The sequence below is a fragment of the Microbispora sp. NPDC046933 genome, from assembly GCF_040644635.1.
GTDB lineage: Bacteria > Actinomycetota > Actinomycetes > Streptosporangiales > Streptosporangiaceae > Microbispora.
This window is the reverse complement of record NZ_JBEYWW010000049.1, coordinates 17,757-44,055: the sequence shown is the minus strand read 5'-3', so window position 1 is coordinate 44,055 and position 26,299 is coordinate 17,757. Positions and strand designations below refer to the sequence as shown.

Below are 26,299 nucleotides of genomic sequence, written 5' to 3'. Positions count from 1 at the left end.
CGAGTTCTCACTCAGGCTGGAGACACTCGGTCTCACCGCTCACCGCATACCTGCCGTTGCGCGGCGAATCTAGGATTAGAACTGTTCTGGCTGTTTCATCGGCTACCCGGACCGGTTGTTCCATCGTTTCCACCTTCACCACTTTGTACTCCGCCAGGTGCTCAACCGTTCCGAGTAGCATCGAGCGCAGCGTTTCCGGACGCCTCTCAGGGAGGTCCACACCTGTCGCGGCGAAGGTTTGCTTTGCTTTGCCGTCGCCGCACGGGATGTTCTTGCCGCCGGGGTCGGTGATGGTCACGTTCTGGGCGTTACGCTCCTCCAGTAGTTGAAGGACGTGCTTTTTTAGGGTTTGGCCTGCTTGTGCTGCCGTGGGGGAGTTTTCTGTTGTGCAGGCGGTTGAGGTGAGAAGCGCCAGCAGGAGCGCGGCAGTGATGGGACGTAGCCGTACGGAAAGGGGCGCGCCGGGCATCGAATCCGCCTCCGTGTCTCGCCGGAACCATATCCGGCCACATAATCTCAGGGAGTAGCACGGCGCGACCATCTGTCTTTTCTGCCGCTGAAAACGGGAGCCCGAAACGTGCCCACGGACGACGACCTGGTGCCGAACCCGAAGTACGACGACCTGCGGGCCGCGCTCGAGACGGTTCGGGAGCACGTTCACGTCCTGGAGACGGCCCTGGACCGGGCCTGCGCCCAGTTCGGCGGTGAACCGGTATGGGTTGGCCCGGCGGCTCGCGCCTTCGCCGAAGAGCTCAACGGCCGCCGGGCGCGGTTGAGGAGCTCCGTTCAACACGTGATCGCCGAACTCGAGGCGGAGCTGCGCGCCACACCCGCCAAGGTCTCCCGCTCCGCCGCGATGAGCGGTTGAGGCCGAGGCGGGAGAGGTAGCCCAGCCCGGGCGGTGGTTGCCCCGGGTGAGCGCGTAGGGCGTGTCGGGCCGGCTCACGTCCGGTCGGGCCGCGCCACCGGCCGGAGTCGCGCACGCCGGACCCTCGGCTTCCCGTCCCACGGGCGCACCGTCGGGCGCCGAGGCACCGCTCCCGCAGCAGCGGCTCACACGATGTCCACCTCCGCGTGCGGGAGGCCGCCGGAGAGTTTGGGGTAGCCGGGGCCGCGGTCGAAGAAGGCGGCGGGACGCGTCTCGCGCAGCCCCTCCCGCAGGCGCTCGGTCGCCTCCGCGTCCACGACGACCTTGTCGACGGTTCCGGCCTCGTGTGACACGGACAGCACGACGCCGTAGTCCTCGCGCGCGCCCTCGAAGGAGACCTTGCCGTCGCGCACGTCGGCGGCCACCCTCTCCGCCGGCCGGTCGTACGGCGAGCCCCAGCCGCCTCCGCCGGTCGTGCGGATGCGGATGACCTGCCCGGCGCGTACGGGGAAGTCGTCGACCAGGCCCTCCATCTCCACGCCGTCCACGGTGACCTGGAAGGGACGGCCCGCCCGGCCGCCGTTCACGCCCCAGCACGACAGGATCGAGCGGTCGGCGATCGACATGAAGGAGGCGTCCCGCAGCATGCGGATGTGCTTGTCGTAGCCGAGGCCGCCGCGGAACTCCCCCGGCCCGCCGCTGTCCACGGCCAGGCCCAGCCGCTCGACCCGGAACGGCCAGCGCGCCTCGGCGAACTCCACCGGGATGTTGCGGCTGTCGGGCACCACGTGGATGGTGTCCTCCCCGTCGGCGTACCAGCGCCCGCCCGACCCGCCGCCCAGCACCTCGCGCATGAGGTACGGCCCGTCGTCCGACTCGCCGTACACGCCGGTGTAGCGGATGGTCTCCTGGTCGGCGGGCATGCGGCCGCCGGTCGCCTTGGCCAGCACGCCCGCCAGCACGCCGAGCAGGCGCAGGATCACGAACGTACGGGCGTTGGTGGGCGCGGGGAAGATCGGCGTGAGCAGGGTGCCCTTCTCCGGGAAGACCATCCTGATCAGCGGTACGACGCCCTCGTTGACGTCGAGCTCGGCCATCCGCTCGGGCGTGTCGGCGAGGTTGCGCAGGATCGGCGCCAGCCACTTCTTCAGGAACACACCGTCGGCGTAGTCGCCTGCGTGGTTGATCGGCCCCTTGGCCTGCGGCGAGGTGCCGGTGAAGTCGATGGTCAGCGGGGTGTCCGCCGAGTGGTCGACGGTGAGCGTGATCCGCTGGGTGTGCAGGCGCGGCTCGTCCACGCCGTCGTGCTCGGCGTAGTCCTCCCAGACGTGCACGCCCTCGGGGATCTTCGCGAGCAGCTCGCGGCGGAACGTCTCGGTCGTCTTGTCGATGATCGCGTCGAAGCACGCCTCGACCGCATCCCGGCCGTACCGGTCGAACAGCTCGCCGAGCCGCCGGGCGCCCATGAGGCAGGCCGAGCACTCCGCGTCGAGGTCCCCCGCCAGGGAGTCGGGCATCCGGGAGTTGCGCGTCATGATGGTGAGCGCGGCGCGGTTGGGCACGCCCTGGTCCCAGAGCTTGATGGGCGGGACCATCAGGCCCTCCTCGAACGCGCTGCGCGCGTGCGACGGCATCGACCCCGGCACCGCGCCGCCGATGTCGTCGTGGTGGCCGAACGCCTGGACGAACGCGACGACGTCGCCCCCGTGGAAGACCGGCACCGTCACGCACAGGTCGGGCAGGTGGCCGATGCCGCCTTCCGAGAGGTAGACGTCGTTGTGGAAGAAGACGTCGCCGGGCCGCATCGTCTCGATCGGGAAGTCGCGGACGATCGGCTGCACCAGCGCCGAATAGGAGCGCCCGGTCAGCTTGCGCAGCCGCACGTCGTGGATGCCCGCGCGGAAGTCGTGCGCGTCGCGGATCATGGGCGACCGGGCGGTGCGGGCGATCGCGGTCTCCACCTCCATCTCCACGGAGGCGAGCGTGCCCTCCACGATCTCCACGAGCACGGGGTCAACGGTCCTGCCGGTCATCGCTCACCACCACGAGGTTGCCGTAGTCGTCCATGGTCGCCGTGAAGCCGGGGTGCACCGGCAGGGTCGAGCCGTACTCCTCGACGACGGCCGGGCCGCGCACCACGGCGCCGGCGCCGAGGTCGGCCCGGCGGTAGATCACGGTTCTGCCCCACCGCTCGAAGTACACGTCGCGGGTCGCGACCGGGCTCGGCTCGTCCTCCTGGCGGGGCCTGCGCGCGATCCTCGGCCGGGTGATCGGCCCGATGCCGGACACCCGGAGGTTGACCCACTCGACGGCGTGGCGGGGGTCGTCGCGGTAGCCGTACCCGTAGAGCCTCTCGTGCTCGGCGTGGAAGCGTTCGACGACGGTGTCGCGCCAGGCGGCGTCGACGGGCCCGTCGGGGGCGGGCACCCGCACCTCGTACGCCTGGCCGTAGTAACGCAGGTCGGCGCTGCGCGCGTACACGTGCTCGGCGAACCCCTCGCGGTCGAGCGCGGCCGCCGCCTGGGCCTCCAGGTCGGCGAGGATCTCGCCGAGCGCCGCCGGGGAGGGGTCGCGGGCGACGTGCGTGCGGACGTAGTCGTTCTTCACGTCGACCGTGAGCAGGCCGAACGCGGACACGTTCCCGGGGTCGGGCGGGACGATCGCGGCCCGCAGCCCGAGGATGTCGATGAGGCGGCAGGCCAGCAATGGCCCCGAGCCGCCGAAGGCGACCATCGGGAAGTCCCGCACGTCGAGACCGCGCTGGACGGTGATCTGCCTGATCGCGTTCGACTGGTTGAACGCGCTGATCTCCAGGATGCCGGTGGCGCAGCGTTCCGGGGCCAGCCCCAGCCGTCCCGCCAGCGCCTCGACGCCCGCCCGCGCGGCGGCGACGTCGAGGGGGATCTCGCCGCCGAGCAGATGCGGGGGCACCCGCCCGAGGAAGACGTGCGCGTCGGTCACCGTCACCTCGGCGCCGCCCCTGCCGTAGCAGATCGGGCCGGGGTCCGCGCCCGCCGACCTCGGGCCGACCTTCAGCGTCCCCTCGGGGGAGACCCAGGCGATGGACCCGCCGCCCGCCCCGACCGTGACGATGTCGATCATCGGGATCTTGCACGGGTAGCGGCCGATGCTGCCCTCGGTCGTCAGCGACGGCTCGCCGTCCACCACGACGGCCACGTCGGTCGAGGTGCCGCCGCCGTCGAGGGTGATGACGCTCGGGTGCCCGGCGGTCCCCGCGATCAGCGCCGCGCCGAGCGCCCCCGCCGCCGGGCCGGACAGCACGGTCGTGATCGGCTGGTGCACCACCTCGGCCGCCGACAGTACGCCGCCGTTGCTCTTCATGACGGAGAACGGCCGGCCGAGCCGCTCCGACAGGTTGTCGATGTATCGCCGCATGATCGGCTTGACCGCCGCGTCCACCAGCGTGGTCACCGACCGCTCGTACTCCCGGTACTCCCGCAGCACGTCGCTCGACAGCGACACGACCGCCTCGGGGTGCTCGCGCTCCAGCACCTCGCGCATCCGCCGTTCGTGGTCCGGGTTGGCGTAGGAGTGCAGGAAGCACACCCCGATGGCGGTGACTCCCCGCTCCCTGAACCACCGCGCGACGTCCGCGGCCTGCTTCTCGTCGAAGGGCCGGACCTCCCGGCCGAGGTGGTCGAGCCGTCCCCCGACGGTCCGCACCCGATGGACGGGCACGATGCGCGGCGGCTTGACCCAGAAGTAGGAGTTGCCGTACCCGTCCGGCACGCTCTGCCGGGCGATCTCCAGGACGAACTCGAAGCCCTCCGTGGTGACGAAGCCCAGGTGAGACGTGCCGTCCGGGCGGTCCTCCAGCAACTGGTTGGTGGCGACGGTGGTGCCGTGGACGAGGGCGGACACGGCATCGAGGGCGCGGGACCCCGCGTGGGCCTCGAGCACCTTGTGAACGCCTGCCATGAACCCGTCGGCCGGGTTGGCAGGAGTCGAGGGAGTCTTGGTCGTGACGATCTGGCCGGACTCCTCGTCGACGAGCACGACGTCGGTGAAGGTGCCGCCTGTGTCGACCCCGATGCGGACGCTGGACATGCTCCGTGTTTACCGATCGCCGCCGATCGGAAGAACCGGCGCACTCTGCCGAAGAATCGCCGTCCTGTCGTCAGACCCTGCCCGGACGGGTGACTTACACCGCGCAGGTGCCGTCGTCGCAGTCCTCGCCGGCCGGCACGCGTACGGCCTTCTCCTGGGCCGTACGGGCCTCGACCTCCCGCAGGGCGGCCACGAGCGTCTCGACGGGCTGCGCGCCCGAGACGGCGAACTTCTCCTCGAACAGGAACAGCGGGACGGCGCGGACGCCGAGCGCGCGGGCCCGGGCCAGCTCCGCGCGCACCTGCTCGGCCCCCTCGCCGGTGTCCTCGACGCCGGTCTCGGCGGCGAGCATCGCGAGCGTGGCGGGGTCGCCGACGTCGAGGCCGTCGGTGAAGTGCGCCCGGAAGAGCCGGTCGGCCATGTCCGCGTCGCGCCCCGCGCGCCCGGCCAGCCCGACCAGCCGGTGCGCCTCGAACGTGTTGGCGGCGACCGCCCGGTCGAAGCGGAGCTCAAGCCCGTCCTGCGCCGCCACGCCCGTGACGTGACCGGTCATCTGCGCCACCCGGTCGGCGCCGCCGAACTTGCGCTCCAGCGCGCGCAGCAGCGGCTCGCCGCCGGAGACCCCGTCCGGGTCGAGCTGGAACGGACGATGGGTGACCTCGACGTCCCCCTCGTAGAGGCGCACGGCCTGCCGGAGACGGTGGTGACCGATGTAGCACCAGGGACACACGACATCGGAGAAGATCTCGACTTTCACGACATGTCCCAACCAGCGCCTTCGACGGCCGATTCCCCGCCGGCGGCGTTTCCTGGGAGTGGCGGGGACAGTCGACCTCGCGCTCGGCGTTCCTCCTGACTCCGGGATCCGGTCTTGCGGTCGTCAACTCGCATCCGTATATTCGTACGCGAGTAAACACGCACGGGGGTGGTCGTCATGGCGAAGCGGCGCAAGGTGGCGAACCTGCTGGCGTTGGCGGTGCTCTCCGCGCTCGCACATCGGCCCATGCATCCCTACGAGATGGCGGCGGCCCTGCGCGGCTGGAACAAAGAGCACGACATGGGGATCAAGTGGGGGTCCCTCTACACCGTCGTCGGGAACCTGGCCAAGCATGGGCTGATCGAGGAACTGGAGAGCGGCCGCCAGGGGCGCCGCCCGGAACGGACCGTCTACCAGATCACCGAGGCGGGCCGGGAGGAGTTGGTCGACTGGACCCGGGAGCTGCTCAGCGTTCCCCACACGGAGTTCCCGTGGTTTCGAGCCGGTCTGTCGGTCATGGCGGTGCTCCCCCCGGACGACGTGGTCCGGCTGCTCACCGACCGGCTCGCGGCGATCAGGAAGGGGATCGCCGGGCTGGAGGAGCTCTACGAACGTGACGCCGCGCAGGTGCCGCGACTGTTCCTCATCGAAACGGAGTACGACCTGGCGATGCTCAAGGCGGAAGAGGGCTGGGTCGGCGCCCTGCTCGAAGAGCTCACCGCGGGCACCTTCCCCGGGCTGCCGGAGTGGCGGGCCTTCCACGAGAGCGGCGGGCTGTCAGCCGAGATGAAGGAACTGGCGGAAAACAACATCACCGACATTTAGCCCTGGTGGCGGTGCTGCAACACCGCCACCAGGAGAACCTTCGAACCGGCATGCGGTGGCCCGAAGATGCAACGAATCGAGAATAACGGGTCTCCTCCCATGACGGTTCGGCGAGCACGTCAACCGACAGGAGGAGAAATGAAGAACGTCGCGATCATCGGTGGCGGCGTCGCCGGCCCGGTCACCGCGCTGGCGCTGCGCAAGGCGGGCATCGACGCCACCATCTACGAGGCGTACCCGACCGGCGCCGACGGCGTCGGCGGATCGCTGGCCCTCGCCCCCAACGGCATGGCGGCGCTGGAGATCGTCGGGGTGGCCGACGCGGTGCGGGCGGCCGCGCAGCCCAGCACGCGCTCGGTGATGACGCTCGCCGGTCGCACGCGCCTGGAGCTGCCCAGCCTGTCCGAGGCCGGGCCGATGCACGTGGTCCGGCGCGCCGACCTCTACCGGGCGCTTCACGACGAGGCTGTGAAGCAGGGCGTCGGCGTCGAGTACGGCAGACGGCTCACCGGGGTCGAGGGCACCACAGCGGTCTTCGACGACGGCAGCCGGGCCAGGTTCGACGTCCTGGTCGGCGCCGACGGCGTCCACTCCACCGTGCGCCGGCTCATCGACCCGGACGCGCCCGGCCCGAAGTGGACCGGGATGCTCGGCCTGGAAGGCGTGTCCTCGTACGAGGTACCGGAAGATCCGGAGACGATGGTCTTCGCCTTCGGCAGGCGCGGCTACTACCTCTACTGGCGCAACGCCGCGGGCGGCAGCACCTGGGGCGTCAACCTGCCCTACCATCGCCCCCTGTCCCTCACCCAGGCCCGCGAGGTGCCGCGCGAGGAGTGGATGCGCATCCTGCGCGAGACGTACGGCGAGGACGCGCCCGGCGGTGATCTGCTCCGTCACACCCCGGTGACATCGATGCAGGTGACGGGTGCGCTCTCCATCATGCCCAGCGTCCCGCACTGGCACCGGGACCGGATGGTCCTGGTCGGCGACGCCGCCCACGCGCCGTCGAACAGCTCGGGACAGGGCGCGTCGCTCTCCATCGAGAGCGCCGTCCAGCTCGCCCGCTGCCTGCGGGACATCGAGGACGTACCGCGGGCGTTCGCCGCGTACGAGCGGCTCCGCCGTACCCGGGTGGAGAAGGTGGCGGCACGCGCCTCCAAGATCAACCACGCCAAGACGCCGGGCCCGGTCATGCAGAAGCTGATGCCGCTTGTCATGCCGCTGATGATGAAGACGGTCATGAATCCGGACAAGACCGTGGGCCCGGAGCAGCGCTACCGCATCGACTGGGACGCACCCGTCGACGCCCTCTCCTAGGGAGTGTCCCGCAGCCGCGAGCCGAACCACGACAGGCCGGTCCCGCCGAACGGAACCGGCCTGTCCCTGAAGTCGCGAGATGTCGGCGACGGTGCGACGAGAGCACGTTGATCGTGACCCTCGCACTGCTCGCGGCCGCCGGCGCGTGTCCTACCTACGGCGGCGCGTGTCCTACCTACGGCGGCTTTGGCGGCCGAGGAGCCAGCCGATGACGGCGCTGCCGAGCGCGACCCCTGCGCCGGCGCCGAACGCCGCGAGCATCGTCCAGGCCGGCACGCCCTGGCGGGGCGCGACCGGCGGGGCCTCTCGGGTGAACACCCGCGGCGCGGCCTCCCCGGTCACGGCCGTCGCCACCTGCGCGGCCTCGGGGACGGCGGATGCCGCGGATCCGGCCGGCACGGCGGGGGCGGCGGCGGACAGCAGGTGCCGCTCGACGGCGGCGAAGAACTCCCCCGCGGTCTTCTTGGCGACCGAGGCGAGCATCCGCTGCCCCACGCCGCCGATCATGCCGCCGACCACGGCCTCGGCGTCGTAGTCGATCCGAGTGCCGCCCCCGGCGTCGCCGAGCCGTACGACCACGGTCGCCTCGACCGTGCCGGGAGCACCCTGACCGCGCGCGGCGAGGGTGAACCGGTCCGGCTCCTCCTGGTCGCGCAGAGCCACCTCGCCCTGGTAGACGCCCTTGATCGGGGCGACCCCCGCGGTCACCGTCATCGCGTACACGTTCTCGCCGATCGCCTCCAGGCGCTCGCAGCCGGGGATCGTCCGCACCAGGACGCCGGGGTCCTGGAGGGCGTCCCAGACCCGCTTGCGCTCCACCGCGACCAGCGCGCTGCCTGAGACCTTCATGGGCCACCTCCGATGCCGAGCACCCTAGAGAACCACCCGTGCGGCGAGAACGGCAAGATCTGCCCCGGCATGCCGCCGCGCTCGTGCAGACTTCACATGCCCCACGGGCAGGGCCGGCTGCCCATGACGTGGTCACGCGCGTACGTGGCCGGGGTCCCCTCTCCACTGACCGCGCTCTACTACGCCCAGCGCGCCTCGGCGGGCCTGATCGTCACGGAGGGCGTCCAGCCCAGCCCCGCGGGGCAGGGCTACATGAACACGCCGGGGCTGCACACCGACGATCAGGTGGCGGGGTGGCGTGAGGTGACCGGTGCCGTCCACGCGGCGGGCGGCAGGATCGTGGCCCAGATCATGCACACGGGCGGGGTCGGCCACCCGGACAACACCGGCAGGCTCCCGGTCGCCCCCTCGGCCGTACGGCTCGGGGAGCAGATCTTCACGCCGACCGGCCTCCAGGACACGCCGGTCGCCGTGGAGCTGTCCACCGCCGAGGTGGAGGCGACGGTCCGCGACTTCGCCACTGCCGCGCGCCGGGCCGTGGAGGCCGGGTTCGACGGCGTCGAACTGCACGGGGCCAACGGTTACCTCATCCACCAGTTCCTGTCCCAGAACGCCAACCTGCGCGACGACCGGTACGGCGGATCGGTGGCCGGCCGGATCCGCTTCGCCGTGGAGACCGCCAGGGCCGTCGCGGAGGAGATCGGCCCTGACCGGGTGGGCATCCGGCTGTCCCCCGCCCACGGCGCGCAGGGACTGGCCGAGGAGGACGCGCACGAGGTTTACCCCGCGCTGGTGTCCGCGCTCGCCGACCTCGACCTGGTCTACCTGCACCTCCTTGCGACCGGCGGCGACGAGCTCAACGCGCGGATCCGCGGCCTGTGGCCGAACGCCCTGATCGTCAACGACCCCGTGGCGGCCGACCCGGCGTCCGCCGCGGAGAAGCCGCTGGGCTGGGGCGCCGATCTGGTCGCGCTGGGCAGGGCCTTCCTCGCCAACCCCGACCTGCCGTTGCGCCTGCGCGTCGGCGCGCCGCTGAACGAGCCCGACCTGAGCACCGCCTTCGGCGGCGACCACCGCGTGTACACCGACTACCCGACGCTGGCCCTCCACCCCGCCGCCCCCTGCGCGGGTGCGGGACCACGAAGACCTCCGGTCACGGGACCGGAGGTCTTCGCCGTCTCCAGGCCGGCTTCGACGGGGCGCCTCCCGGCAGTCAACCGCGCGGCGTACGGGCGAATCAGCCGCGCGGCGGACGCGGCACTTGTCATCGTTCGTCCATTCTTGATCCCGTGCCTCCCCAGGAGGCGCTCCCGGCGGGGCGGGACCGGCGTCCCTGGCGACCGGGACGATCCGACCGCAATCGTCGGCACTGCAAGCAACGGGGGATCCGGGACCGCGAACCGGGGTCCGGGCGGCACGCCGCCCGGCTGTGACGAAGATCGCATCTCGCGGGGACCTAATGCTCTACAGCTTGTAGTACTACTGGACATAGAACTACAGGCCGTAGAGCTCTGGCGTGAGGGAGACATGGACGCGCTTGACCTGGCACGGTGGCAGTTCGGGGTGACCACCGTGTATCACTTTCTCTTCGTACCCCTGACGATCGGGCTGGGCGTCTACGTCGCCGGGCTCCAGACCGCCTGGCATCTGACGGGCAAGGAGCACTACCTCAGGCTCACGAAGTTCTTCGGCAAGCTCTTCCTGATCAACTTCGCGATGGGCGTGGTCACCGGCATCGTCCAGGAGTTCCAGTTCGGGATGAACTGGAGCGAGTACTCGACCTTCGTCGGCGACGTGTTCGGCGCGCCGCTGGCGCTGGAGGCGCTGCTCGCGTTCTTCCTGGAGTCGACGTTCCTCGGCCTGTGGATCTTCGGCTGGGACCGGCTGCCCAAGCGGATCCACCTCGCCTGCCTGTGGGCGGCCGTCATCGGCTCCAACCTGTCGGCGTACTTCATCCTCGCGGCCAACGCGTGGATGAAGCACCCGGTCGGCTACGAGGTCGTGGACGGCAGGGCCAGGATGACCGACCTGTGGGCGGTGCTGACCAACTCGACGGCCCTCGCCCAGGTGCCGCACGTCGTCGCCGCCTCGTTCGTCGTGGCGGGCGGGTTCGTGATCGCCGTCGCGGGCTACCGCATCCTGCGCGAGCGCGGCCTCGGCCTGCGGCCGGGCCGCCGGGCCCGCATGGCCGCCGGGGACGCCACCACGCCGATGCGTCGCCTGCCGGACATGTGGCGGACCAGCCTGCGCGCCGCGCTCGTCATGACGGCGATCGCGGGGGCCGTCGTCGCCGGCAGCGGCGACCTGTCCGGCCAGTTGCTGCGCGAGCAGCAGCCGATGAAGCTCGCCGCGGCGGAGGGCCTGCGCCACGACACCGCGGGAGCGCCGTTCTCGATCGCCCCCGGCGTCGAGGTGCCCGGCCTGCTCAGCCTGCTCGCCGCGCACGACCCCGGCGCGACGGTCCAGGGCGTCGACGACATCCAGGCGCGGTACGAGAAGACCTTCGGGCCGGCCGACTACACCCCGAACCTCCCGGTCGTCTTCTGGTCGTTCCGCGTGATGATCGGTTTCGGCATGGCCACGGTGGGCCTGTCCGTGCTCGGCCTGTGGCTGACCCGGCGGCCCCGGCGGCGACGTGGCGGCACGGCGAAGCCGGTGCCCGACTGGTTCGCCCGTCTGTGCGTGCTGGCGCTCCCGCTGCCCGCCATCGCGATCATCTCGGGCTGGCTGCTCAGCGAGATCGGCCGCCAGCCGTGGACCGTCCAGGGCGAGCTCATGACGGCCGCCAGCGTGTCGCCCGGCGTCTCGCTCGGCGAGGTCGCGATCACCCTGGCGATCTTCACGGTCCTGTACGGCGTGCTGGCGCTGGCCGAGGGCGTGCTGCTGGTGCGGCACGTCAAGGCGGGCCCGGAACTGCCGCCGGCCGAGAGCGCGCCCGCCGGCGCCGTTCCCGCCCAGCCCGACGAGGCGCGGCTCACGCCGACGCTCATGTACTGAGGAGCCACGAGATGACGACCTTCTGGTTCATCGTGATCGCGTTCCTCTGGACGGGTTACTTCGTCCTGGAGGGGTTCGACTTCGGCGTGGGGGCGCTGCTGCCGCTGCTGTCGCGCTCGGAGGCCGACCGCAGGCAGGTGCTCGGCACCATCGGGCCGGTGTGGGACGGCAACGAGGTGTGGCTGATCACCGCGATCGGGGCGATGTTCGCCGCCTTCCCGGCCTGGTATTCCGGCCTGCTGAGCGGCTTCTACCTGGCGGTCTTCCTCGTCATCGCCGGCCTGATCGTACGCGGGGTGGGCCTGGAGTGGCGGGGCAAGGTCCACTCGCGGCGCGAGGTCGCGCTGTGCGACGCCGGGATCGTCACCGGCAGCGTGCTGCCGGCGTTCCTGTGGGGCGCGATCTTCGGCAACCTGCTGTTCGGCACGGCGCTGGCGACCGTGCTCGGCGGGGCCCTGTCGCTGTCGGTGGCCGTGCTGCACGGCGCGGTGTTCGTGGCGCTCAAGACGACCGGCGGGGTCCGGGCCCGCGCCCGCCGCGCCGCGCTGCTCGCGGCCGTCGGCGCGGTGCCGGTGGCGCTCGCCACGCTGCCGTCCGTGCCCGGCAAGGGGCCGATGTGGACGCTGGGCACGGCCCTGCTCGCCGCCGCGGCGCTGGCGGCCGGGGTGACGCTGGTGTGGGGCCGCCGGGAGGGCTGGGCCTTCACCGCGACCGCGACCGCGATCGCCGCGACGACGGCCACCGTCTTCGGCGTGCTGTGGAACGCTCCCCTGCCCGGGCTCACGCTGGCCGAGGCGGCCTCGGCGCCGTACACGCTGACCGTCCTCACCTGGATCGGCCTGATCGCCCTGCCGGGCGTCATCGCCTACCAGGCCTGGACCTACTGGGTCTTCCGCAAGCGCCTCACCGCCGAGGTCCTCTGATCGCTTCGAAGGCGTAGATCAGTCCAATCCCTGACGCGTGAGACGCAGGGCGTACAGATCGGAGGGGGAGATGGGCATCCGGGTGATGGTGATGCCCTCGGCGTCCTCGACCGCGGAGGCGATGACGGCCGAGACCGGGATGACCCCCGCCTCCCCCGCGCCCTTGATCCCGAGCGGGTTCAGCGGCGAGGGCGTCTCCAGATGGGCCGTCTCGATGCGCGGCACCTCCGTGGCGTACGGCATCAGGAAGTCCATGAACGAGGCGTTCAGCAACTGGCCGTGCTCGTCGTAGACCATCTTCTCGTACAGCGCTCCGCCGACGCCCTGGGCGACCCCGCCGTGGATCTGCCCCTCGACGATCATCGGGTTGATCAGCCTGCCGCAGTCGTGGACGACGGCGTAGCGCAGGATCCTGATCTCCGCGGTGTCCGGGTCGGTCTCCACGATCGCCGCGTGCATGCCGGCCGCGAAGGTGGACCTGACCGGCGAGTAGTAGTCCCGGCCCTCCAGGCCGGGCTCCTCCCCCTCGGCCACCGGCGGCCGGTCGTCGGAGGCGGTCCCGGCGAACTGCGTGGCCCGTTTGGCCTCCTCGTCGAAGGCGTACCGCAGCGGGTTGGACAGCACGGCGACGGTCGCCAGCGGGATCGACGCCGACGGCACGCCGGTGACGTGGACCATCCCGTCGGTGATCTCCAGGTCGCGCGGGTCGGCCTCCAGCGCCTCCGCCGCGATCCGCAGCGCCTTCTCCCTGACCTTCCGGCAGGCCAGCGCGATCGCGTTGCCGCTCATCACCGCCGCCCGTGAGGCGAAGGTGCCCACGGCGTACCCGAAACGCCGGGTGTCGCCGGTGACGACCGACACCTTCTCGATCGGCACGCCCAGCTCGGTGGCCGCGATCTGCGCGAACACGGTCTCGTGCCCCTGCCCCTGTGAGGTCAGGCCGGTCGATACGTGCACCCGGCCGTCGGAGGTGACCTGCACGTGCCCGCCCTCGTACGGGCCGACGCCGGTGCCCTCGACGTAGCAGCCGACGCCGATGCCGATCCTGCGTCCCTCGGCCGCCGCGCAGGCCCTCGTCTCGGGGAAGGAGTCCCAGCCGATCAGTTCCTTGAGCATGCGCAGCGCCTCGGGATAGTCGCCGCTGTCGTAGATCAGCGGGCGCCCGTCCTGGAACGTCATGCCCTGGTCGTACGGGAACTCGTCCGGCTGGATGAAGTTGGCCGCGCGGACCTCCGTACGGTCCCTGCCGAGGTGGGCGGCGATGCGGTCCATCGTCCGCTCCATGCAGAACACGCCCTGCGGGCGGCCCGCGCCCCGGTAGGGCGTGACCTGCACGGTGTTGGTGTAGATCGAGGAGAACTCGACCCGGTAGGCCCCCACCTTGTACGGCCCGAGCAGCTGCGTCGAGGTGATGATCGGCACGATGATCCCGTACGGCGTGTAGGCGCCGTGGTCGTGCAGGATCTCCACCTCCAGGCCGAGGACGCGCCCCTCGTCGTCGAACCCGACCCGCACGTGCTGGACCTGGCCGCGCTCGTGGGAGGACGAGATGAAGTGCTCACGCCGGTCCTCGGTCCACTTCACCTCGCGGTTCAGCAGCCGGGCCGCCCACGGCACGAGGATCTCCTCCGGCCACGGATGGACGATCTTCACGCCGAACCCGCCCCCGACGTCGGGCGCGATGACCTCCACCTTGGGCAGCGGCAGCCCGAGCTTGGCCGCGATCGCCATCCGCACGCTCGTGGAGGTCTGCGTGGAGGAGTAGACGCGCAGCGACCCGTCGTCGGCGTCCCAGCGGGCGTACACGCCCTTCCCCTCCAGAGGCGTGCACGCGCTGCGCTCGACGTCGAGGCGGAACTCCAGCGTGTGCGGGGCGGCCTCGATCGCCTCCCGCGCGGTCACGCCGCCCGGTCCCGGCACCTCCTGGACCAGGTGCGCGCCGATGTTGCCCGGCACGTCCTCGTGCACGAGACGAACCCCGCGCACGGCCTCCTCGATGCCCACGACGGGCTTGAGGATCTCGTAGTCGACCCGGATCAGCGCGCAGGCGTCCTCGGCGAGGTAGCGGTCGCGGGCGACGACCATCACGACCGGCTCGCCGACGTGCCGGACGATCTCCCGGGCCAGCGGGTACGCCGTACGCCCGTGGGTGAGCGCGGGGTGGGGGATCAGCAGCGGCAGCGGCTCGGCCAGGGCGCCCGGCAGGTCCTCCCACGTGTAGATCGCGACCAGGCCCTCGACGTCAAGCGCGTCGGACACGTCGATGTCGAGGATCCGCGCGTGGGCGTGCGGCGACCTGACGAAGGCGGCGGCCAGAGCGCCTCCGCCCAGGTCGTCGAGGTAGCGGCCCTGCCCGGTGATCAGCCGGGGGTCCTCGCGCCGCCGGACCGGCTCGCCGAACAGCTTCGTCGTCACGCCCCGCCCTCCTCCGCCTGGATCTCCGCGGCGCGGTGGACCGCCTTGAGGATGTTCTGGTAGCCGGTGCACCGGCACAGGTTGCCCGCCACGGCCTCCAGCGCCTCCTCCTCGGTCGGTGCGGGGTTGTCCCGCAGGAACGCGGTGACCGTGCACAGGAACCCCGGCGTGCAGAACCCGCACTGCAGGGCGTGGCACTCGGTGAAGGCCCGCTGGACCGGTGACAGCTCGCCGTCGCGCGCCAGCCCCTCCACGGTCGTGATCTCGTGGCCGTCCACCGTGACGGCGAACGTCAGGCACGACCGCACCGGCTCGCCGTCCAGCAGCACCGTGCAGGCGCCGCAGACGCCGTGCTCGCAGCCCACGTGGGTGCCGGTGAGGCCGAGGTCGTGGCGCAGGCAGTCGGACAGCAGCCGCCGCCCGGGCACCGTCGCCTCCCGCACGACCCCGTTGACCGTCAGCGTCACGTGATGGCGTGTCTCGTTCACGATTCCTCCCCGCGGGCCGCGGAGGCGGCGTCCCGCAGCGCCCGTACGGCGAGCACCCCGGTGAGGTGCCGCCGGTAGTCCGCCGTCGCGTGGATGTCGCCCTCCGGTTCGATCCGGTCCCGTACGGCGTCCACCACGGTCTCCCAGCCGACCGAGGCGGCCGGGCGCGGGCCGCAGGCCGCCGTGACGTCCACGACCGCCGGGACCGGTCCCACGCTCACGCAGGCGACCCGGGCGGCGGCGATCCGGAAGTCCTCGTCCAGCGTGACGGCGGCGGCCACCCCGGCCACCGCGTAGTCGCCGTGCCGCCGGGCCACCTCGTGGAAGGCCGTGCCCGACCGCGGGGGCAGCGCCGGGAAGAACGCCGACACGGCCAGTTCGCCGGGCAGCAGCGCCGACTCCATCGGCCCGGTGAAGAACTCCGCGGCCAGCACCTCCCGCTCCCCGCCCCGGCTCGCCAGCCGTACGGACCCGCCGAGCAGGGCGAGCACGGCGGGCATCTCGGCGGCGGGGTCGGCGTGCACGAGGCTGCCCACCACCGTGCCGCGGTTGCGGATCACGGGATGGGCGACCAGCCGCAGCGCCTGCCGCAGCAGCGGCTGCGCGGTGGCGGCCTCCGGCGAGCGCTCCACGGCGGCGTGGCGGGCCAGGGCCCCGACGCGTACGCCGGACGGCCCGGCCTCGATCCCGTCCAGGCCGGGCACGCGGTTCACGTCGACGATGTGGGCGGGCGCGGCCAGCCGCATGTTGAGCAGCGGGATCAGGCTCTGGCCGCCCGCCAGCACCTTCCCGCCGGGCCCGGCCTCGGCGAGGACGTCGAGCGCCTCGCCGAGGGTGGCCGGGCCGTGGTAGCCGAACGGGGGCGGCTTCACCGCGTCTTCCGCCGTGTCCGCGTCGCCGCCCCCGGGACCGCCCGGCCGGCGCGTGCCGGCCGGAGCGGCGCCGCCGCGTCCCGCCGTGCGCGCCGTTCAGACGGCGGGGTCGCGTTCGAGCCCGATCTCCCCACCCGTGACCTCCTTCGCTGGTCTGCCCGCGATGGCGCGGAGCAGGTGATAGCCGGCGAGCACCACGATCGTGCCGAGCGCGATCCCGGCGAGCGAGAAGTCGCCGGCGATGTGCTGGGTGACCGGCCCGATCGCGAGGATGATCCCCGCGCCGATCGGCACCATGTTGACCGGGTCGGCGAAGTCCACCCGGTTCTCCACCCAGATCTTCGCGCCGAGCAGACCGATCATGCCGTACAGGATGACCGTGACGCCGCCGAGCACGCCGCCGGGCGTGGCGGCGACCAGCGCGCCGAACTTGGGACACAGGCCGAACAGGATCGCGATGACCGCGGCGATGTAGTAGGCGGCCGTCGAGTAGACCCGGGTCGCCGCCATGACGCCGATGTTCTCGGCGTACGTCGTGGTGGGCGAGCCGCCGACGGCGGTCGCGACGGCGGTGCCGACGCCGTCGGCGATGATCGCCTTGCCCATCTGGGGGTCGACGTCGGCGCCGGTCATCTGGCCCACCGCCTTGACGTGGCCGACGTTCTCCGCGATCAGGGCGATCACGGCGGGCAGCACGACCAGCACGGCCGACGCGTGGAACGACGGCGCGTGGAAGTGGGGCAGCCCGATCCAGTCGGCGGCGGCGACGTCCTTGAAGCTCACCCGGGGATGGGTGTCGACCTTCCCCGTGACGGAGTTGTAGGCGGTGATGTTCCCCAGGACCTTGTCGGCGAGCCAGGACACGACGAACCCGAAGACCAGCCCGAGCAGCACGCCGATCCGGCCGAGGAAGCCGCGGAACAGCACGATGAACACGAACGTCGCGATCATCGTGATCAGCGCGATCCACGGGTCCTGCGGCCAGTAGACGTCCGCCACCACATACGCGAGGCCGAAGCCGATCAGCATGACGACCGCGCCGGTCACGACGGGCGGGAAGACGCGGTGGATGATCTGCACGCCGAGCACGTGGATCGCCACGCCGCACAGGGCGAGCACCAGGCCGGCGACGAGGATGGCGCCGGTCACGGCCTTGTCGGCCGCCGGGACGTCGTCGCCGAACATCGCGCGCACCGCGACCACGCCGCCGACGAACGACGCCGACGTGCCCAGATAGCTGGGGATCCGGCCCTGCGTGAAGAGCAGGAACAGGATCGTCGCGACGCCCGACATCATCACGGCCGTGTTCGGGTCCAGCCCCATGACGACGGGGAACACGAAGGTCGCGCCGAACATCGCGATCACGTGCTGGGCACCGATGCCGACCATGCGCGGCCAGCTCAGCCGCTCGTCCGGTTTGACGACCTCCCCGGGGGCCAGGCCTCTCCCGTCGCCGTGCACTGTCCATCTGAAAGCCATTTACGCCCCTCTTGCTACTGGGCCGTGGGCCGGTCGGCCACCCCGCAGGCGTCCCTCCGCGGCGTTCTAGACCGTTTGGGGCACTTTAGGACTGGCGTGCGCGACAGACATGGGCATGATCTGCCAAACCGGCGAGCTCCGGGGCGTCATACCACACGGATCGTGTAGTCGTCGCCGGTGACGACCTGGCCCGCCCGGATTTTGCAGGCCTTGCGCAGCTCCACGCGTCCGTCGACACGCACCCGGCCCTCCGCGACGAGGTGCTTGGCCGCGCCGCCGCTGTCGGTGATCTGGCAGAACTTGAGGAGATCGCAGAGCGGGATGTAGTCACCGTCCAGCTCGAAGATGATGGCTGGGGCCTTCGCGTCGTTCACGCCGCCAGCTTAGGTAGTCAGATACCCCTCATGCGCAGCACGTGCAGGGCGAGGGTGAGGTTGAGCCGCAGGTGCGCGTCCTCGGTGAAGTTGCCCAGCATGCGCTCCAGCTTCCCGATCCGGTAGCGCAGGGTGTTGTAGTGGAAGTGCAGCCGGCGCGCGGTCTCGGCGACGTTGAGGTTGGTCTCGAGCAGCGCCTGCAGGGTGCGGCGCAGGTCGGCGTTCTCCGCGTCGTCGTCCCCCGCGAGCGGGCCCAGGGTCTCGCGGACGAAGGCGTGCAGCTCGTCGGTGTCGTTCACCAGCGACAGCAGCCGGTAGACACCCAGCTCGTCGAAGTGGGCGACCGCGCCCGCCCCGTGGAGCTGGCGGCCCACCCGGGCGGCCTTCAGCGCCTGGCCGTACGCGCCGGGCAGCGCGTCCACGCCGGAGGCGACCCGGCTGAGGCCGGTGGAGAACGTGCCGTCGGAGACGGCGGCGAGGGCGTCCCTGGCCACCCTGGCCGGGTCGGCCGCCGCCCCGACGACCGCCACGACCTCGTGGGAGAAGCCGGCGACCGCGCCGCGCGGGTCGTGCTTGCGCACCGACGCCTGCCACGCCGCCAGCATGCGGTCCTGGAGAGGTCGCTCCTCGGCGTCCGGGTCGATCTCGGCCACCAGCACGCTCACCGGGCGCTCCAGATCCCAGCCGAACGCCTGGGCACGCTCGGCCACCCGCAGCCCGCCCCGGCCGGTGAGCACGTCGCGCAGGAAGTCGGCGCGGTATTTGCTCTCGACGGCGGTGACCGCCTCCTGCTTCGTGATCACCAGTGCGGCGACGGTCGCGGCGCGCTCCAGGATGCCGATGTCGCTGGAGGTCAGCGTGCCGTGGGCGCTGTAGGCCGCGATCCTCCCGTGGTGGTGCCCGCCCGCGACGATCGGCACCGCCGCGTAGTGCCCGTCGCCGGCCGCGGGCGGGGCCGCCGGCGTCCGCGCGAGGGCCCCGTTGATCTCCCGCAGCCGCGCCACCTGCGCGGACTCCCCAGCGGCCGCGAGAAAGTGGCCGGCGGCGTCGGTCGCCCCCACGGCCACCTGCAGCAGCCCGGCCACCTCCGCCGTGACCTCCCGCATCCCGCCCCCGGCCAGCACGATCTGTACGAGCGCCCGGTGCGCCTCCTCCGTACGGGCGAGGATCGCCGCCTGCCGGTTGAGGATGTCGGTGAGCACCTGATTGAGGATGTCGTCGAAGCCCACGTCGTTGGGCAGCAGGATCAGCGGGAAGCCCAGCCGGTCGGCCTGCTCGACCATCTCCCCGGGAAGCTCGTCCAGGTAGCGGCCCAGCTTGATCGCCAGGGCGGCGAGGCCGCGCTCGTCCAGGTCGGCCACGAGCCGATCGAGCGACTGCGGCGTGTTGCGCAGCGGGTAGCCCGTGGTGAGCAGCAGCTCGTGCGGCTTCACCCAGGCGAGGATGTCGGGCACCTCCATCACGTTGAGGCGCTGCACGATGCGGTCGAGGCCGCCCCGCCCGGCGATGAGGCGGGCGTCCGCAAGCGTCGAGACCCCGAGCACCTCGCCCACCGACACGCCGTGGAGGATCGTTCCAGTGCTCGCCAGGCGCATGGCGGGCGGAGCCGGGTCGTTCTTCAATGCCGTCTCCGGTCCTGCTCTCCGAACGGGGGGCGACGTCCCCGGGTCATTGGTCGCTCACCACTCCTCGTTCGCTACGCGGCCCGCTCGTACCTCGCGGACCACTCCACTCACTGCGTCGGGTTCGCTCCGGGGACATCTCAGGCTGATTGTGCCCGACCACCGGTCCTGTCAGGAAGAGCCAAGCATTCGGCCGACTGTTGGCATCTTTCTCCGTACGGAGGGGGGAGACCGGGCCTTAGCGTCGGCAACGACTGGCTTCGGGAGGTCCGGTGAGTGTTGGCACGCGCCCGAGAGGGCGGCGGGCGGCGACGCCCGCGTCCCGCCCCCCGGCGGCCCCCGCCTATCTGAGCGGCGCCGCGAGCGTGGCCGTACGGCCCGCGCTGGAGGCGCCCCGCCGCCCGGCCAGGGTGCTCGCGGCCTTCCCCCTCGCGCTCTACCTGGAGATCAGGAGCGAGGCCGAGCCGCACGTCGTCGCCGTGGTGACGGGCGAGGCGACCCGCCTGCCCAACGCCGTGCTGCTCGCCGAGCGCCTCGACGGGGTGTCGGCGGGCGACGACGCCTGGGTGGGCGAGGGCTCCGTCGAGGTCGGCGGCGTGTCGATCCGCGTGCGCCGCTGGTGGGATCCCGCTCCCCCGCTCGGCCCCGCCGACCCCGTACGGCTCGCGCCCGCCCTCGGCCTGCTCGGCCGTGCCCGCGCGGCCTCGCCCCGGCGGCCGGGGCTGGACCCGGACGGCGCCCCGGCACTGCTGGAACGCGGCTGCCGGGCCGGTTCGCTGGTGGAGAGCATCACCGCGGCCGAGCGGCTGATCGGCCTCGGCCCCGGGCTGACGCCGAGCGGCGACGACATGCTCGCCGGCCTGCTGGTCGCGCTGCGGCACCTCGGCGCGGCGGCGGGGGTGCCGCGCGCCGTCTGGCTGGCCGACTGGCTCGCCGCGGCGGTCACCTACGACGCACGCACCCGGACCACTCCCATCTCGGCCACCCTGCTGCACTGCGCCGCGCGGGGCGAGGCGAGCCCGGAGGTCACCGGGGTCCTGCGCGGCGTGGCCGGGCACCAGCCGCTGGAGCCGGCCGTGCACCGCCTGCTCCGCCTCGGCCACACCTCGGGCGCCGACCTGGCGTGGGGGGTGCAGATCGGCCTGTCCGCCGTCCTCGCCCACCGGGAGGGCCAGTGAACGACCCTGTGAACGACCTGGTCGAGGTGCGCCCCGGGGTCTACCGCGACTCGGTGACGCTGATGCGGGTGAGCCGGTCGCTCACCGACCGCCCCGGAGTGACCGTCGCCGTCGTCGCGATGGCCACCGAGCTCAACCTGGGTCTCGCGCGCGATCTCGGCTTCGCGGTGCCGCCCGCGACGCCCGGCGACCTGCTGGTGGCGGTCCGGGCCGCCTCGCCCGAGGAACTGAAGGCCGCCGCCGCCGAACTGGAGCGACAGCTCGCCGCACGGGCGCCGGCGAGCGGGGCGCGGGGTGAGGCGGCCCCGCCGCGCACCACCCGGTCGGCGGCGCGGGCCTTCGAGGCGAGCCTGGCGCTGGTGAGCGTGCCGGGCGAGCACGCCTTCGCCGAGGCGCTCGACGCCGTGGAGGCCGGGCTCTCCGTGATGATCTTCAGCGACAACATGCCGGTGGAGCAGGAGATCCTGCTCAAGGACCGGGCACGGGACAAGGGCGTGCTCGTGATGGGGCCCGACTGCGGCACGGCGGTCGTGGGCGGGGCGGGTCTGGGCTTCGCCAACGTCCTGCGCCCCGGGCCTGTCGGCGTCGTGGCCGCCTCGGGGACCGGCGCCCAGCAGGTGACGAGCCTGCTCGACCTCGCCGGCGTCGGCGTGTCCCACGTGCTCGGCGTGGGCGGCAGGGACCTGTCGGCCGAGGTGGGCGGGCGTTCGGCCGTGCGGGCACTGCGGGCCCTCGACGAGGACCCGGCGACCGGGCTGATCGTGCTGGTCTCCAAGCCCCCCGCCCCCGAGGTGGCCCGTGCCGTACGGGACCTCGACCCGGCGACGCCGGTCGTCGCCGCGCTGCTCGGCCCGGGGCAGGACGACCTGACCACCGCCGCGGAGAAGGTGCTGCGGGCCCTCGGCCGCGACGTGCCCGAGTGGCCCTCCTGGCCCGCCCCGGCGAACCGGGCGGACGCGGCCGATGCTTCCGCGCCGCGGCACGCGAAGCCCTCCGGCGGCGAACGCGGCGGCACGGCGGCCCGTGGCGGAGCCGGCGGAGCCCTGCGGGGGCTGTACGCCGGCGGCACGCTGTGCGCGGAGGCGGCCCTCGTCGCAGGCGCCGGCGAGTTCACCGACTTCGGCGACGACTCCTACACCCGGGGCCGGGCCCATCCGATGATCGACCCGGCGCTGCGCCTGGAGGCGCTGCGCGGCGTCGCCTCCGGCGTCGTGCTGATGGACGTCGTCCTCGGGCACGGCGCCGACCCCGACCCGTCCTCCTGGCTCGCGCCCGCGATCCGCGAGGCCGTGGCCCGGGGCGTGGACGTGGTCGTGGCCGTCGTCGGCACCGACGGCGACCCGCAGGGGCTGCGCGCCCAGGCCGCCCGGCTGAACGAGGCCGGGGCGGCGGTCTTCACCTCCAACGCCGCGGCCGCCCGGCACGCCCGCCTCCTGGCGGGCCCGTGACGGGCGTGGCCGCGCCGACCCCGATCGGAGCCCGATGACCCTCTCCATGCTGTACGGCGAGCCGCGCGTCATCACCGTGGGCGCGCAGGTGCTGGGCGAGGCGCTGGACCGGCAGGCCGTGCCGCGGCGGGAGGTCGACTGGCGGCCGCCGATGGCGGGCAGCTCCGCGGCCCTGGCCCGGGTGCTCGCCGACCCCCGGCGCGAGAGCGCCAACGCCACCGCCGTGGGGAGGATGCTGTCGGCCCGGCCCATGCTGACCGCCGTACGTCCGGCGCGCGAGGTCCTCGGCCTGCGGGCCGGGGAGTTCTTCCACGCCGGTCCGCCGATCACCTGGGAGCGCGCCTCCGGGCCGATGCGGGGGGCGCTCGTGGGGGCGTCGCTGTTCGAGGGCCTGGCGGCCACCCCCGAGGAGGCGGAGGAGCGCCTGGCCTCCGGCGCGGGGATCACCCTCGACTCCTGCCACCACCACCGCACGGTCGGCCCCATGGCGGGGGTGGTCAGCCCGTCGATGTGGATGCTGGAGGTCGCCGACGCCGAGCGCGGGGGCACGGCCTACTGCTCCCTGAACGAGGGACTGGGCAAGGTCCTGCGCTACGGCGCGTACGGGCCCGAGGTGATCGAGCGGCTGCGCTGGATGGGAGAGGTGCTCGGGCCGGTGCTGGCGGCGGCGCTGGAACGGTGCGGACCCCTCGACCTGCGCGCGCTCGTCGCCCAGGCGCTGCAGATGGGCGACGAACTGCACAACCGCAACCGCGCGGCGACGTCCCTACTCGTGCGCGAGATCGCGCCCGCGGTCGTGGAGGCGGCCCCGGACCGCGCGGCCGAGGTGCTGCGATTCATCAATGGAAATGATCATTTCTTCCTGAACGCGGGAATGGCGGCGGCGAAAGTCAGCGCCGACGCGGCGCGCGGGGTGCCGGGGTCGAGCCTGGTCGTGGCGATGGCGCGCAACGGAACCGATTTCGGAATACAGGTGTCGGGCCTCGGCGACCGCTGGTTCACCGGCCCCGCCGGTGTGCCCGACGGTCTGTACCTCGGCGGGTACGGCCCGGACGACGCCAACCCCGACATCGGCGACTCCACGATCACCGAGACGACGGGCCTGGGCGGCTTCGCCATGGCGGCGGCCCCGGCGATCGTCCGGTTCGTCGGCGGCGAGGTGTCCGACGCGGTGGCGGCCACGACCTCGATGTACGAGATCACGATGGCCGAGCACCCGGCGTACCAGATCCCGGGGCTGGGCTTCCGCGGCACGCCGGCCGGCATCGACGTCGCGCTCGTGGCCAGGACCGGTCTGCTGCCCGTCGTGAACACCGGAATCGCGGGCAGGATCGCCGGAACCGGGCAGGTGGGAGCGGGTTTGGTCAGCCCGCCGGCCGAGGCGTTCACGGCCGCCCTCGACGCGCTGGCCGACGGATGAATTCCCTTTGACCGTCATCAGACCGTAATATCGTCGTCAACCTCAGATATCCGATGCAATTCGCACGGTCCGTTCGGGGGATCTTGCGGAGCGAGCGTGAATTGGGGACCTTATCTATGACGACCGATCGCCTGCTCGGTATGGTCCCCCCTATGCCAGAGGGTCAGGGACCTGTGGGCCGCGTCCCCACGGGGGGCGCCCCCGAAGGGCAGGGACGTCTCGTCGGCCGGCGCTACCGGCTGCTGTCCCCGGTGGGCCGCGGCGGCATGGGGATGGTCTGGCACGCCCACGACGTGCTGCTGGACCGGGACGTCGCGGTCAAGGAGCTGCTCCTTCCGTTCGGGCTCGACAACGCCGGCGCGCAGACCGCCCACCGGCGCATGCTGCGCGAGGCGCGCTCGGCCGCCCGGCTCAGCCACCCCGGCATCGTCACCGTCCACGACGTCGTCGAGGAGGACGGGCGGCCGTGGATCGTCATGGAGCTCGTCCGCGCCTGGTCCCTGGAGCAGGCCGTACGGCAGAGCGGCCCGCTGCCGGTCGTGCAGGCCGCCGAGATCGGCATCCGGGTGCTCGACGCGCTGCGTCACGCCCACGCCGCGGGCATCCTCCACCGGGACGTGAAGCCCGGCAACGTGCTGCTCACCGCCGACCGCGTGGTGCTCACCGACTTCGGCATCGCCGCCATCGAGGGTGACGTCACGATCACCCAGACCGGGCTGCTCATGGGCTCGCCCGCCTACATCCCGCCGGAGCGCCTGCAGGGCCGCCCGATCACCCACGCCGCCGACCTGTGGTCCTTCGGCGCGACGCTGTACGCCGCCGTGGAGGGCCGCCCGCCGTACGAGGGACCGGACGCGGTCGCCGTGCTCGGCGCGGTGCTGACGCAGGAGCCCAACCGGCCGCGCCGGGCGGGCGCGCTGCTGCCGGTCATCGAGGGCCTGCTCCGCAAGAACCCGGCCGACCGCCTTCCGGCCGCGCAGGTCGCGGAGATGCTGGAGCGGGTGCTGCACAACCACGGCGCGGGGCTGCCGGGACGGGCCGGAACGCCGTCCTCGGTGCCGACGCCGCAGGACTCCACGCCCGCGGGGCTGCTGCCGCCGCTCGACATCCCCTCGGGGCCGCTGCCCTCGCGCATCATCGAGACGCCTTCGGGCCCGGTCCGCGTGCCGCTCACGGCGGAGAACCTGCCCGGCGGCGCCGCGGCGTCGCGCTCCATGGACCCTCACCCCATGGAACCCCGCCCCGGGGAGCCCCGTGCCGGGGAGCCGCGGCCCGCAGAGCCCGCGTACGAGCCTCCGGGCGCGTTCGGGCCCGTGGCCGCCTTCGGGCAGACCCCTGCCTTCGACACGGGCTTCGACCCGCTGTCGTCCCCGTCGGGCTCGACACACGCGCCGGAGCGGCCGAAGGAGGCCATGTGGCCGACGCCCGCGCCGGGCGACATGCCCGGCGACCTGGGCGGGACGCCGCAGCAGCCGCACCGGCCCGGGCAGCACGCGGCACCGCAGCACGCGGCGCACCAGGAGCAGGCCGCCACCGCGCGCGCCGTCTCCGCGCAGGCGGCCGGATCCGGGCCGGTCGCCGACGCCACGGGCCCGCACCGGCCCCGGGTGGGGCGCAGGCGCAAGGAGCGGGCCGACGAGGTCCCCGACCGCGAGGGCCGGTCGAAGGTCCTGCCGATCGTGGCCGGCGTGGCCGTCGTCGCGGTGATCGTCGCGATCGTGCTCGTGCTGCTGCCGAGCGGCCCGGACGACGACGAGGCCGCGGTCACGCGGGAGGAGACCACGGCTGCCGCGGCGGACCCCTCCGCCGGAACGGGCGGCTCCAACGCGCCGACCGGGCGCCCGTCGGCGGCCGTACGCGTGCCCCAGGGCTACCGCATGGTGACCGAGGGCGGCGTGTCGTTGGCGGTGCCGAAGGACTGGAGCGCCGCGGCCGACGACGGGGCCGTCAGGCTCACGGGCCCGAAGGACAGCGGGCAGAGCATCACGATCAAGAGGATCCCGGACGGCAGCCTCGCGGCCCTGCGGTCCGCCGAGCAGAACCTCGACATCAAGGACTTCACCGACTACACCCAGGTCCAGCTGCGTCAGGTCGACTACCGCTACCCCGCCGCCGACTGGGAGTACACCTACACCAACACCAGCGAGGTCACCGTTCACGCGGTCATCCGCTACCTGGAGACCGGCGGGCGCGCCTATGCGATCATGTTCGCCTCGCCCGACTTCGACTGGAACGAGTCCGCCGCACCGGTACGGCAGGCCCTCTGGAGCACCTTCCGTCCCGCCTGACGGCCGCGGCCTGTCCCCACACATTCGGTCGCTCGTCGGAGCGCTGCCGGTGGTCGTGCCGGAGGCGCGCCAGGAACATCGCCCCGGCCCGCGCCGGACACGGACCGGACA

20 protein-coding genes and 1 pseudogene are annotated in these 26,299 nt (G+C 72.7%); 10 read left to right on the top strand and 11 right to left on the bottom strand.

Annotated features, from left to right (window positions below; all coding sequences use genetic code 11):
* Positions 1-7 precede the first annotated feature (7 nt).
* Positions 8-469, bottom strand: a complete 462-nt coding sequence (locus ABZ857_RS39965) for a hypothetical protein (RefSeq protein ID WP_357054706.1) — start codon at positions 467-469, stop codon at positions 8-10.
* Positions 470-577: 108 nt separating this feature from the next.
* Here ABZ857_RS39965 and ABZ857_RS39960 point away from each other — a divergent pair, with 108 nt between their 5' ends.
* Positions 578-868 carry a hypothetical protein gene (locus ABZ857_RS39960; protein WP_357054703.1) on the top strand — a complete coding sequence of 97 codons (291 nt, stop codon included), beginning with the start codon at positions 578-580 and terminating at the stop codon, positions 866-868.
* Positions 869-1,053: 185 nt separating this feature from the next.
* Here ABZ857_RS39960 and ABZ857_RS39955 read toward each other — a convergent pair whose 3' ends face one another.
* From ABZ857_RS39955 to ABZ857_RS39945, 3 genes are all read right to left on the bottom strand, one after another.
* A complete protein-coding gene (locus tag ABZ857_RS39955) occupies positions 1,054-2,901 on the bottom strand; it encodes a hydantoinase B/oxoprolinase family protein (protein WP_357054700.1) in 1,848 nt (615 codons plus the stop codon).
* Complete coding sequence (locus tag ABZ857_RS39950) at positions 2,882-4,936, bottom strand: hydantoinase/oxoprolinase family protein (RefSeq protein WP_357054697.1); 2,055 nt, start codon at positions 4,934-4,936, stop codon at positions 2,882-2,884. The genes ABZ857_RS39955 and ABZ857_RS39950 overlap by 20 nt, the downstream gene beginning before the upstream one ends.
* A 94-nt stretch (positions 4,937-5,030) precedes the next feature.
* The gene (locus ABZ857_RS39945; RefSeq protein ID WP_357054694.1) at positions 5,031-5,693 is read right to left on the bottom strand and encodes a DsbA family oxidoreductase; all 663 of its coding nucleotides are present in this window, start codon (positions 5,691-5,693) and stop codon (positions 5,031-5,033) included.
* Between the two features lie 177 nt (positions 5,694-5,870).
* On the opposite strand from ABZ857_RS39945, the gene ABZ857_RS39940 reads away from it, so the two are divergent.
* Positions 5,871-6,518: a PadR family transcriptional regulator gene (locus ABZ857_RS39940; protein WP_357054691.1), complete on the top strand. Its 648-nt coding sequence runs from the start codon at positions 5,871-5,873 to the stop codon at positions 6,516-6,518.
* Positions 6,519-6,656: 138 nt separating this feature from the next.
* Positions 6,657-7,835 (top strand): NAD(P)/FAD-dependent oxidoreductase, encoded by a 1,179-nt coding sequence (locus ABZ857_RS39935; RefSeq protein ID WP_357054689.1) that lies wholly within the window; start codon positions 6,657-6,659, stop codon positions 7,833-7,835.
* A 171-nt stretch (positions 7,836-8,006) separates the two neighbouring features.
* Here ABZ857_RS39935 and ABZ857_RS39930 read toward each other — a convergent pair whose 3' ends face one another.
* Complete coding sequence (locus ABZ857_RS39930; RefSeq protein WP_357054686.1) at positions 8,007-8,684, bottom strand: carbon monoxide dehydrogenase subunit G; 678 nt, start codon at positions 8,682-8,684, stop codon at positions 8,007-8,009.
* A gap of 12 nt (positions 8,685-8,696) precedes the next feature.
* Here ABZ857_RS39930 and ABZ857_RS39925 point away from each other — a divergent pair.
* From ABZ857_RS39925 to cydB, 3 genes and pseudogenes are all read left to right on the top strand, one after another.
* Positions 8,697-9,707: pseudogene (locus tag ABZ857_RS39925) on the top strand (alkene reductase); the annotation flags it as partial.
* A gap of 504 nt (positions 9,708-10,211) precedes the next feature.
* On the top strand, positions 10,212-11,681 hold the full coding sequence (locus ABZ857_RS39920) for a cytochrome ubiquinol oxidase subunit I (protein WP_357054755.1): 1,470 nt from the start codon (positions 10,212-10,214) through the stop codon (positions 11,679-11,681).
* An 11-nt stretch (positions 11,682-11,692) separates the two neighbouring features.
* Positions 11,693-12,604: a cytochrome d ubiquinol oxidase subunit II gene (gene cydB / locus ABZ857_RS39915; RefSeq protein WP_357054683.1), complete on the top strand. Its 912-nt coding sequence runs from the start codon at positions 11,693-11,695 to the stop codon at positions 12,602-12,604.
* Positions 12,605-12,622: 18 nt separating this feature from the next.
* Here cydB and cutA read toward each other — a convergent pair whose 3' ends face one another.
* The 6 genes from cutA to ABZ857_RS39885 form a co-directional block, all read right to left on the bottom strand.
* Positions 12,623-15,019 (bottom strand): aerobic carbon-monoxide dehydrogenase large subunit, encoded by a 2,397-nt coding sequence (gene cutA, locus ABZ857_RS39910; protein ID WP_357054680.1) that lies wholly within the window; start codon positions 15,017-15,019, stop codon positions 12,623-12,625.
* Entirely contained in the window at positions 15,016-15,507 is a 492-nt protein-coding gene (locus ABZ857_RS39905; RefSeq protein ID WP_357054677.1) for a (2Fe-2S)-binding protein, read from the bottom strand. The genes cutA and ABZ857_RS39905 overlap by 4 nt, the downstream gene beginning before the upstream one ends.
* Complete coding sequence (locus ABZ857_RS39900; protein WP_357054674.1) at positions 15,504-16,379, bottom strand: FAD binding domain-containing protein; 876 nt, start codon at positions 16,377-16,379, stop codon at positions 15,504-15,506. The genes ABZ857_RS39905 and ABZ857_RS39900 overlap by 4 nt, the downstream gene beginning before the upstream one ends.
* A 96-nt stretch (positions 16,380-16,475) precedes the next feature.
* Entirely contained in the window at positions 16,476-17,858 is a 1,383-nt protein-coding gene (locus ABZ857_RS39895; protein ID WP_357054671.1) for a solute carrier family 23 protein, read from the bottom strand.
* A gap of 146 nt (positions 17,859-18,004) precedes the next feature.
* Complete coding sequence (locus tag ABZ857_RS39890; RefSeq protein WP_357054668.1) at positions 18,005-18,232, bottom strand: RNA-binding S4 domain-containing protein; 228 nt, start codon at positions 18,230-18,232, stop codon at positions 18,005-18,007.
* 17 nt (positions 18,233-18,249) lie between these two features.
* Positions 18,250-19,827 carry a PucR family transcriptional regulator ligand-binding domain-containing protein gene (locus ABZ857_RS39885; RefSeq protein ID WP_357054752.1) on the bottom strand — a complete coding sequence of 526 codons (1,578 nt, stop codon included), beginning with the start codon at positions 19,825-19,827 and terminating at the stop codon, positions 18,250-18,252.
* 299 nt (positions 19,828-20,126) lie between these two features.
* On the opposite strand from ABZ857_RS39885, the gene ABZ857_RS39880 reads away from it, so the two are divergent.
* The 4 genes from ABZ857_RS39880 (at position 20,127) to ABZ857_RS39865 (ending at position 26,188) form a co-directional block, all read left to right on the top strand.
* Complete coding sequence (locus ABZ857_RS39880) at positions 20,127-21,032, top strand: DUF2877 domain-containing protein (RefSeq protein WP_357054665.1); 906 nt, start codon at positions 20,127-20,129, stop codon at positions 21,030-21,032.
* Positions 21,029-22,480 (top strand): FdrA family protein, encoded by a 1,452-nt coding sequence (locus ABZ857_RS39875; protein ID WP_357054662.1) that lies wholly within the window; start codon positions 21,029-21,031, stop codon positions 22,478-22,480. The genes ABZ857_RS39880 and ABZ857_RS39875 overlap by 4 nt, the downstream gene beginning before the upstream one ends.
* A 34-nt stretch (positions 22,481-22,514) precedes the next feature.
* Complete coding sequence (locus ABZ857_RS39870; protein WP_357054659.1) at positions 22,515-23,900, top strand: DUF1116 domain-containing protein; 1,386 nt, start codon at positions 22,515-22,517, stop codon at positions 23,898-23,900.
* A 152-nt stretch (positions 23,901-24,052) separates the two neighbouring features.
* Positions 24,053-26,188 carry a protein kinase gene (locus tag ABZ857_RS39865; RefSeq protein ID WP_357054656.1) on the top strand — a complete coding sequence of 712 codons (2,136 nt, stop codon included), beginning with the start codon at positions 24,053-24,055 and terminating at the stop codon, positions 26,186-26,188.
* Positions 26,189-26,299 lie beyond the last annotated feature (111 nt).

What these genes read in the sequence shown, in the direction of transcription:
- ABZ857_RS39885 (WP_357054752.1), bottom strand. Translation starts at nt 19,827, where the DNA reads ATGCGCCTGGCGAGCACTGGAACGATCCTCCACGGCGTGTCGGTGGGC.
- ABZ857_RS39955 (WP_357054700.1), bottom strand. Translation starts at nt 2,901, where the DNA reads ATGACCGGCAGGACCGTTGACCCCGTGCTCGTGGAGATCGTGGAGGGC.
- ABZ857_RS39920 (WP_357054755.1), top strand. Translation starts at nt 10,212, where the DNA reads ATGGACGCGCTTGACCTGGCACGGTGGCAGTTCGGGGTGACCACCGTG.
- ABZ857_RS39950 (WP_357054697.1), bottom strand. Translation starts at nt 4,936, where the DNA reads ATGTCCAGCGTCCGCATCGGGGTCGACACAGGCGGCACCTTCACCGAC.
- ABZ857_RS39940 (WP_357054691.1), top strand. Translation starts at nt 5,871, where the DNA reads ATGGCGAAGCGGCGCAAGGTGGCGAACCTGCTGGCGTTGGCGGTGCTC.
- ABZ857_RS39895 (WP_357054671.1), bottom strand. Translation starts at nt 17,858, where the DNA reads ATGGCTTTCAGATGGACAGTGCACGGCGACGGGAGAGGCCTGGCCCCC.
- ABZ857_RS39935 (WP_357054689.1), top strand. Translation starts at nt 6,657, where the DNA reads ATGAAGAACGTCGCGATCATCGGTGGCGGCGTCGCCGGCCCGGTCACC.
- ABZ857_RS39965 (WP_357054706.1), bottom strand. Translation starts at nt 469, where the DNA reads ATGCCCGGCGCGCCCCTTTCCGTACGGCTACGTCCCATCACTGCCGCG.
- ABZ857_RS39865 (WP_357054656.1), top strand. Translation starts at nt 24,053, where the DNA reads ATGCCAGAGGGTCAGGGACCTGTGGGCCGCGTCCCCACGGGGGGCGCC.
- ABZ857_RS39930 (WP_357054686.1), bottom strand. Translation starts at nt 8,684, where the DNA reads ATGAAGGTCTCAGGCAGCGCGCTGGTCGCGGTGGAGCGCAAGCGGGTC.
- ABZ857_RS39870 (WP_357054659.1), top strand. Translation starts at nt 22,515, where the DNA reads ATGACCCTCTCCATGCTGTACGGCGAGCCGCGCGTCATCACCGTGGGC.
- cydB (WP_357054683.1), top strand. Translation starts at nt 11,693, where the DNA reads ATGACGACCTTCTGGTTCATCGTGATCGCGTTCCTCTGGACGGGTTAC.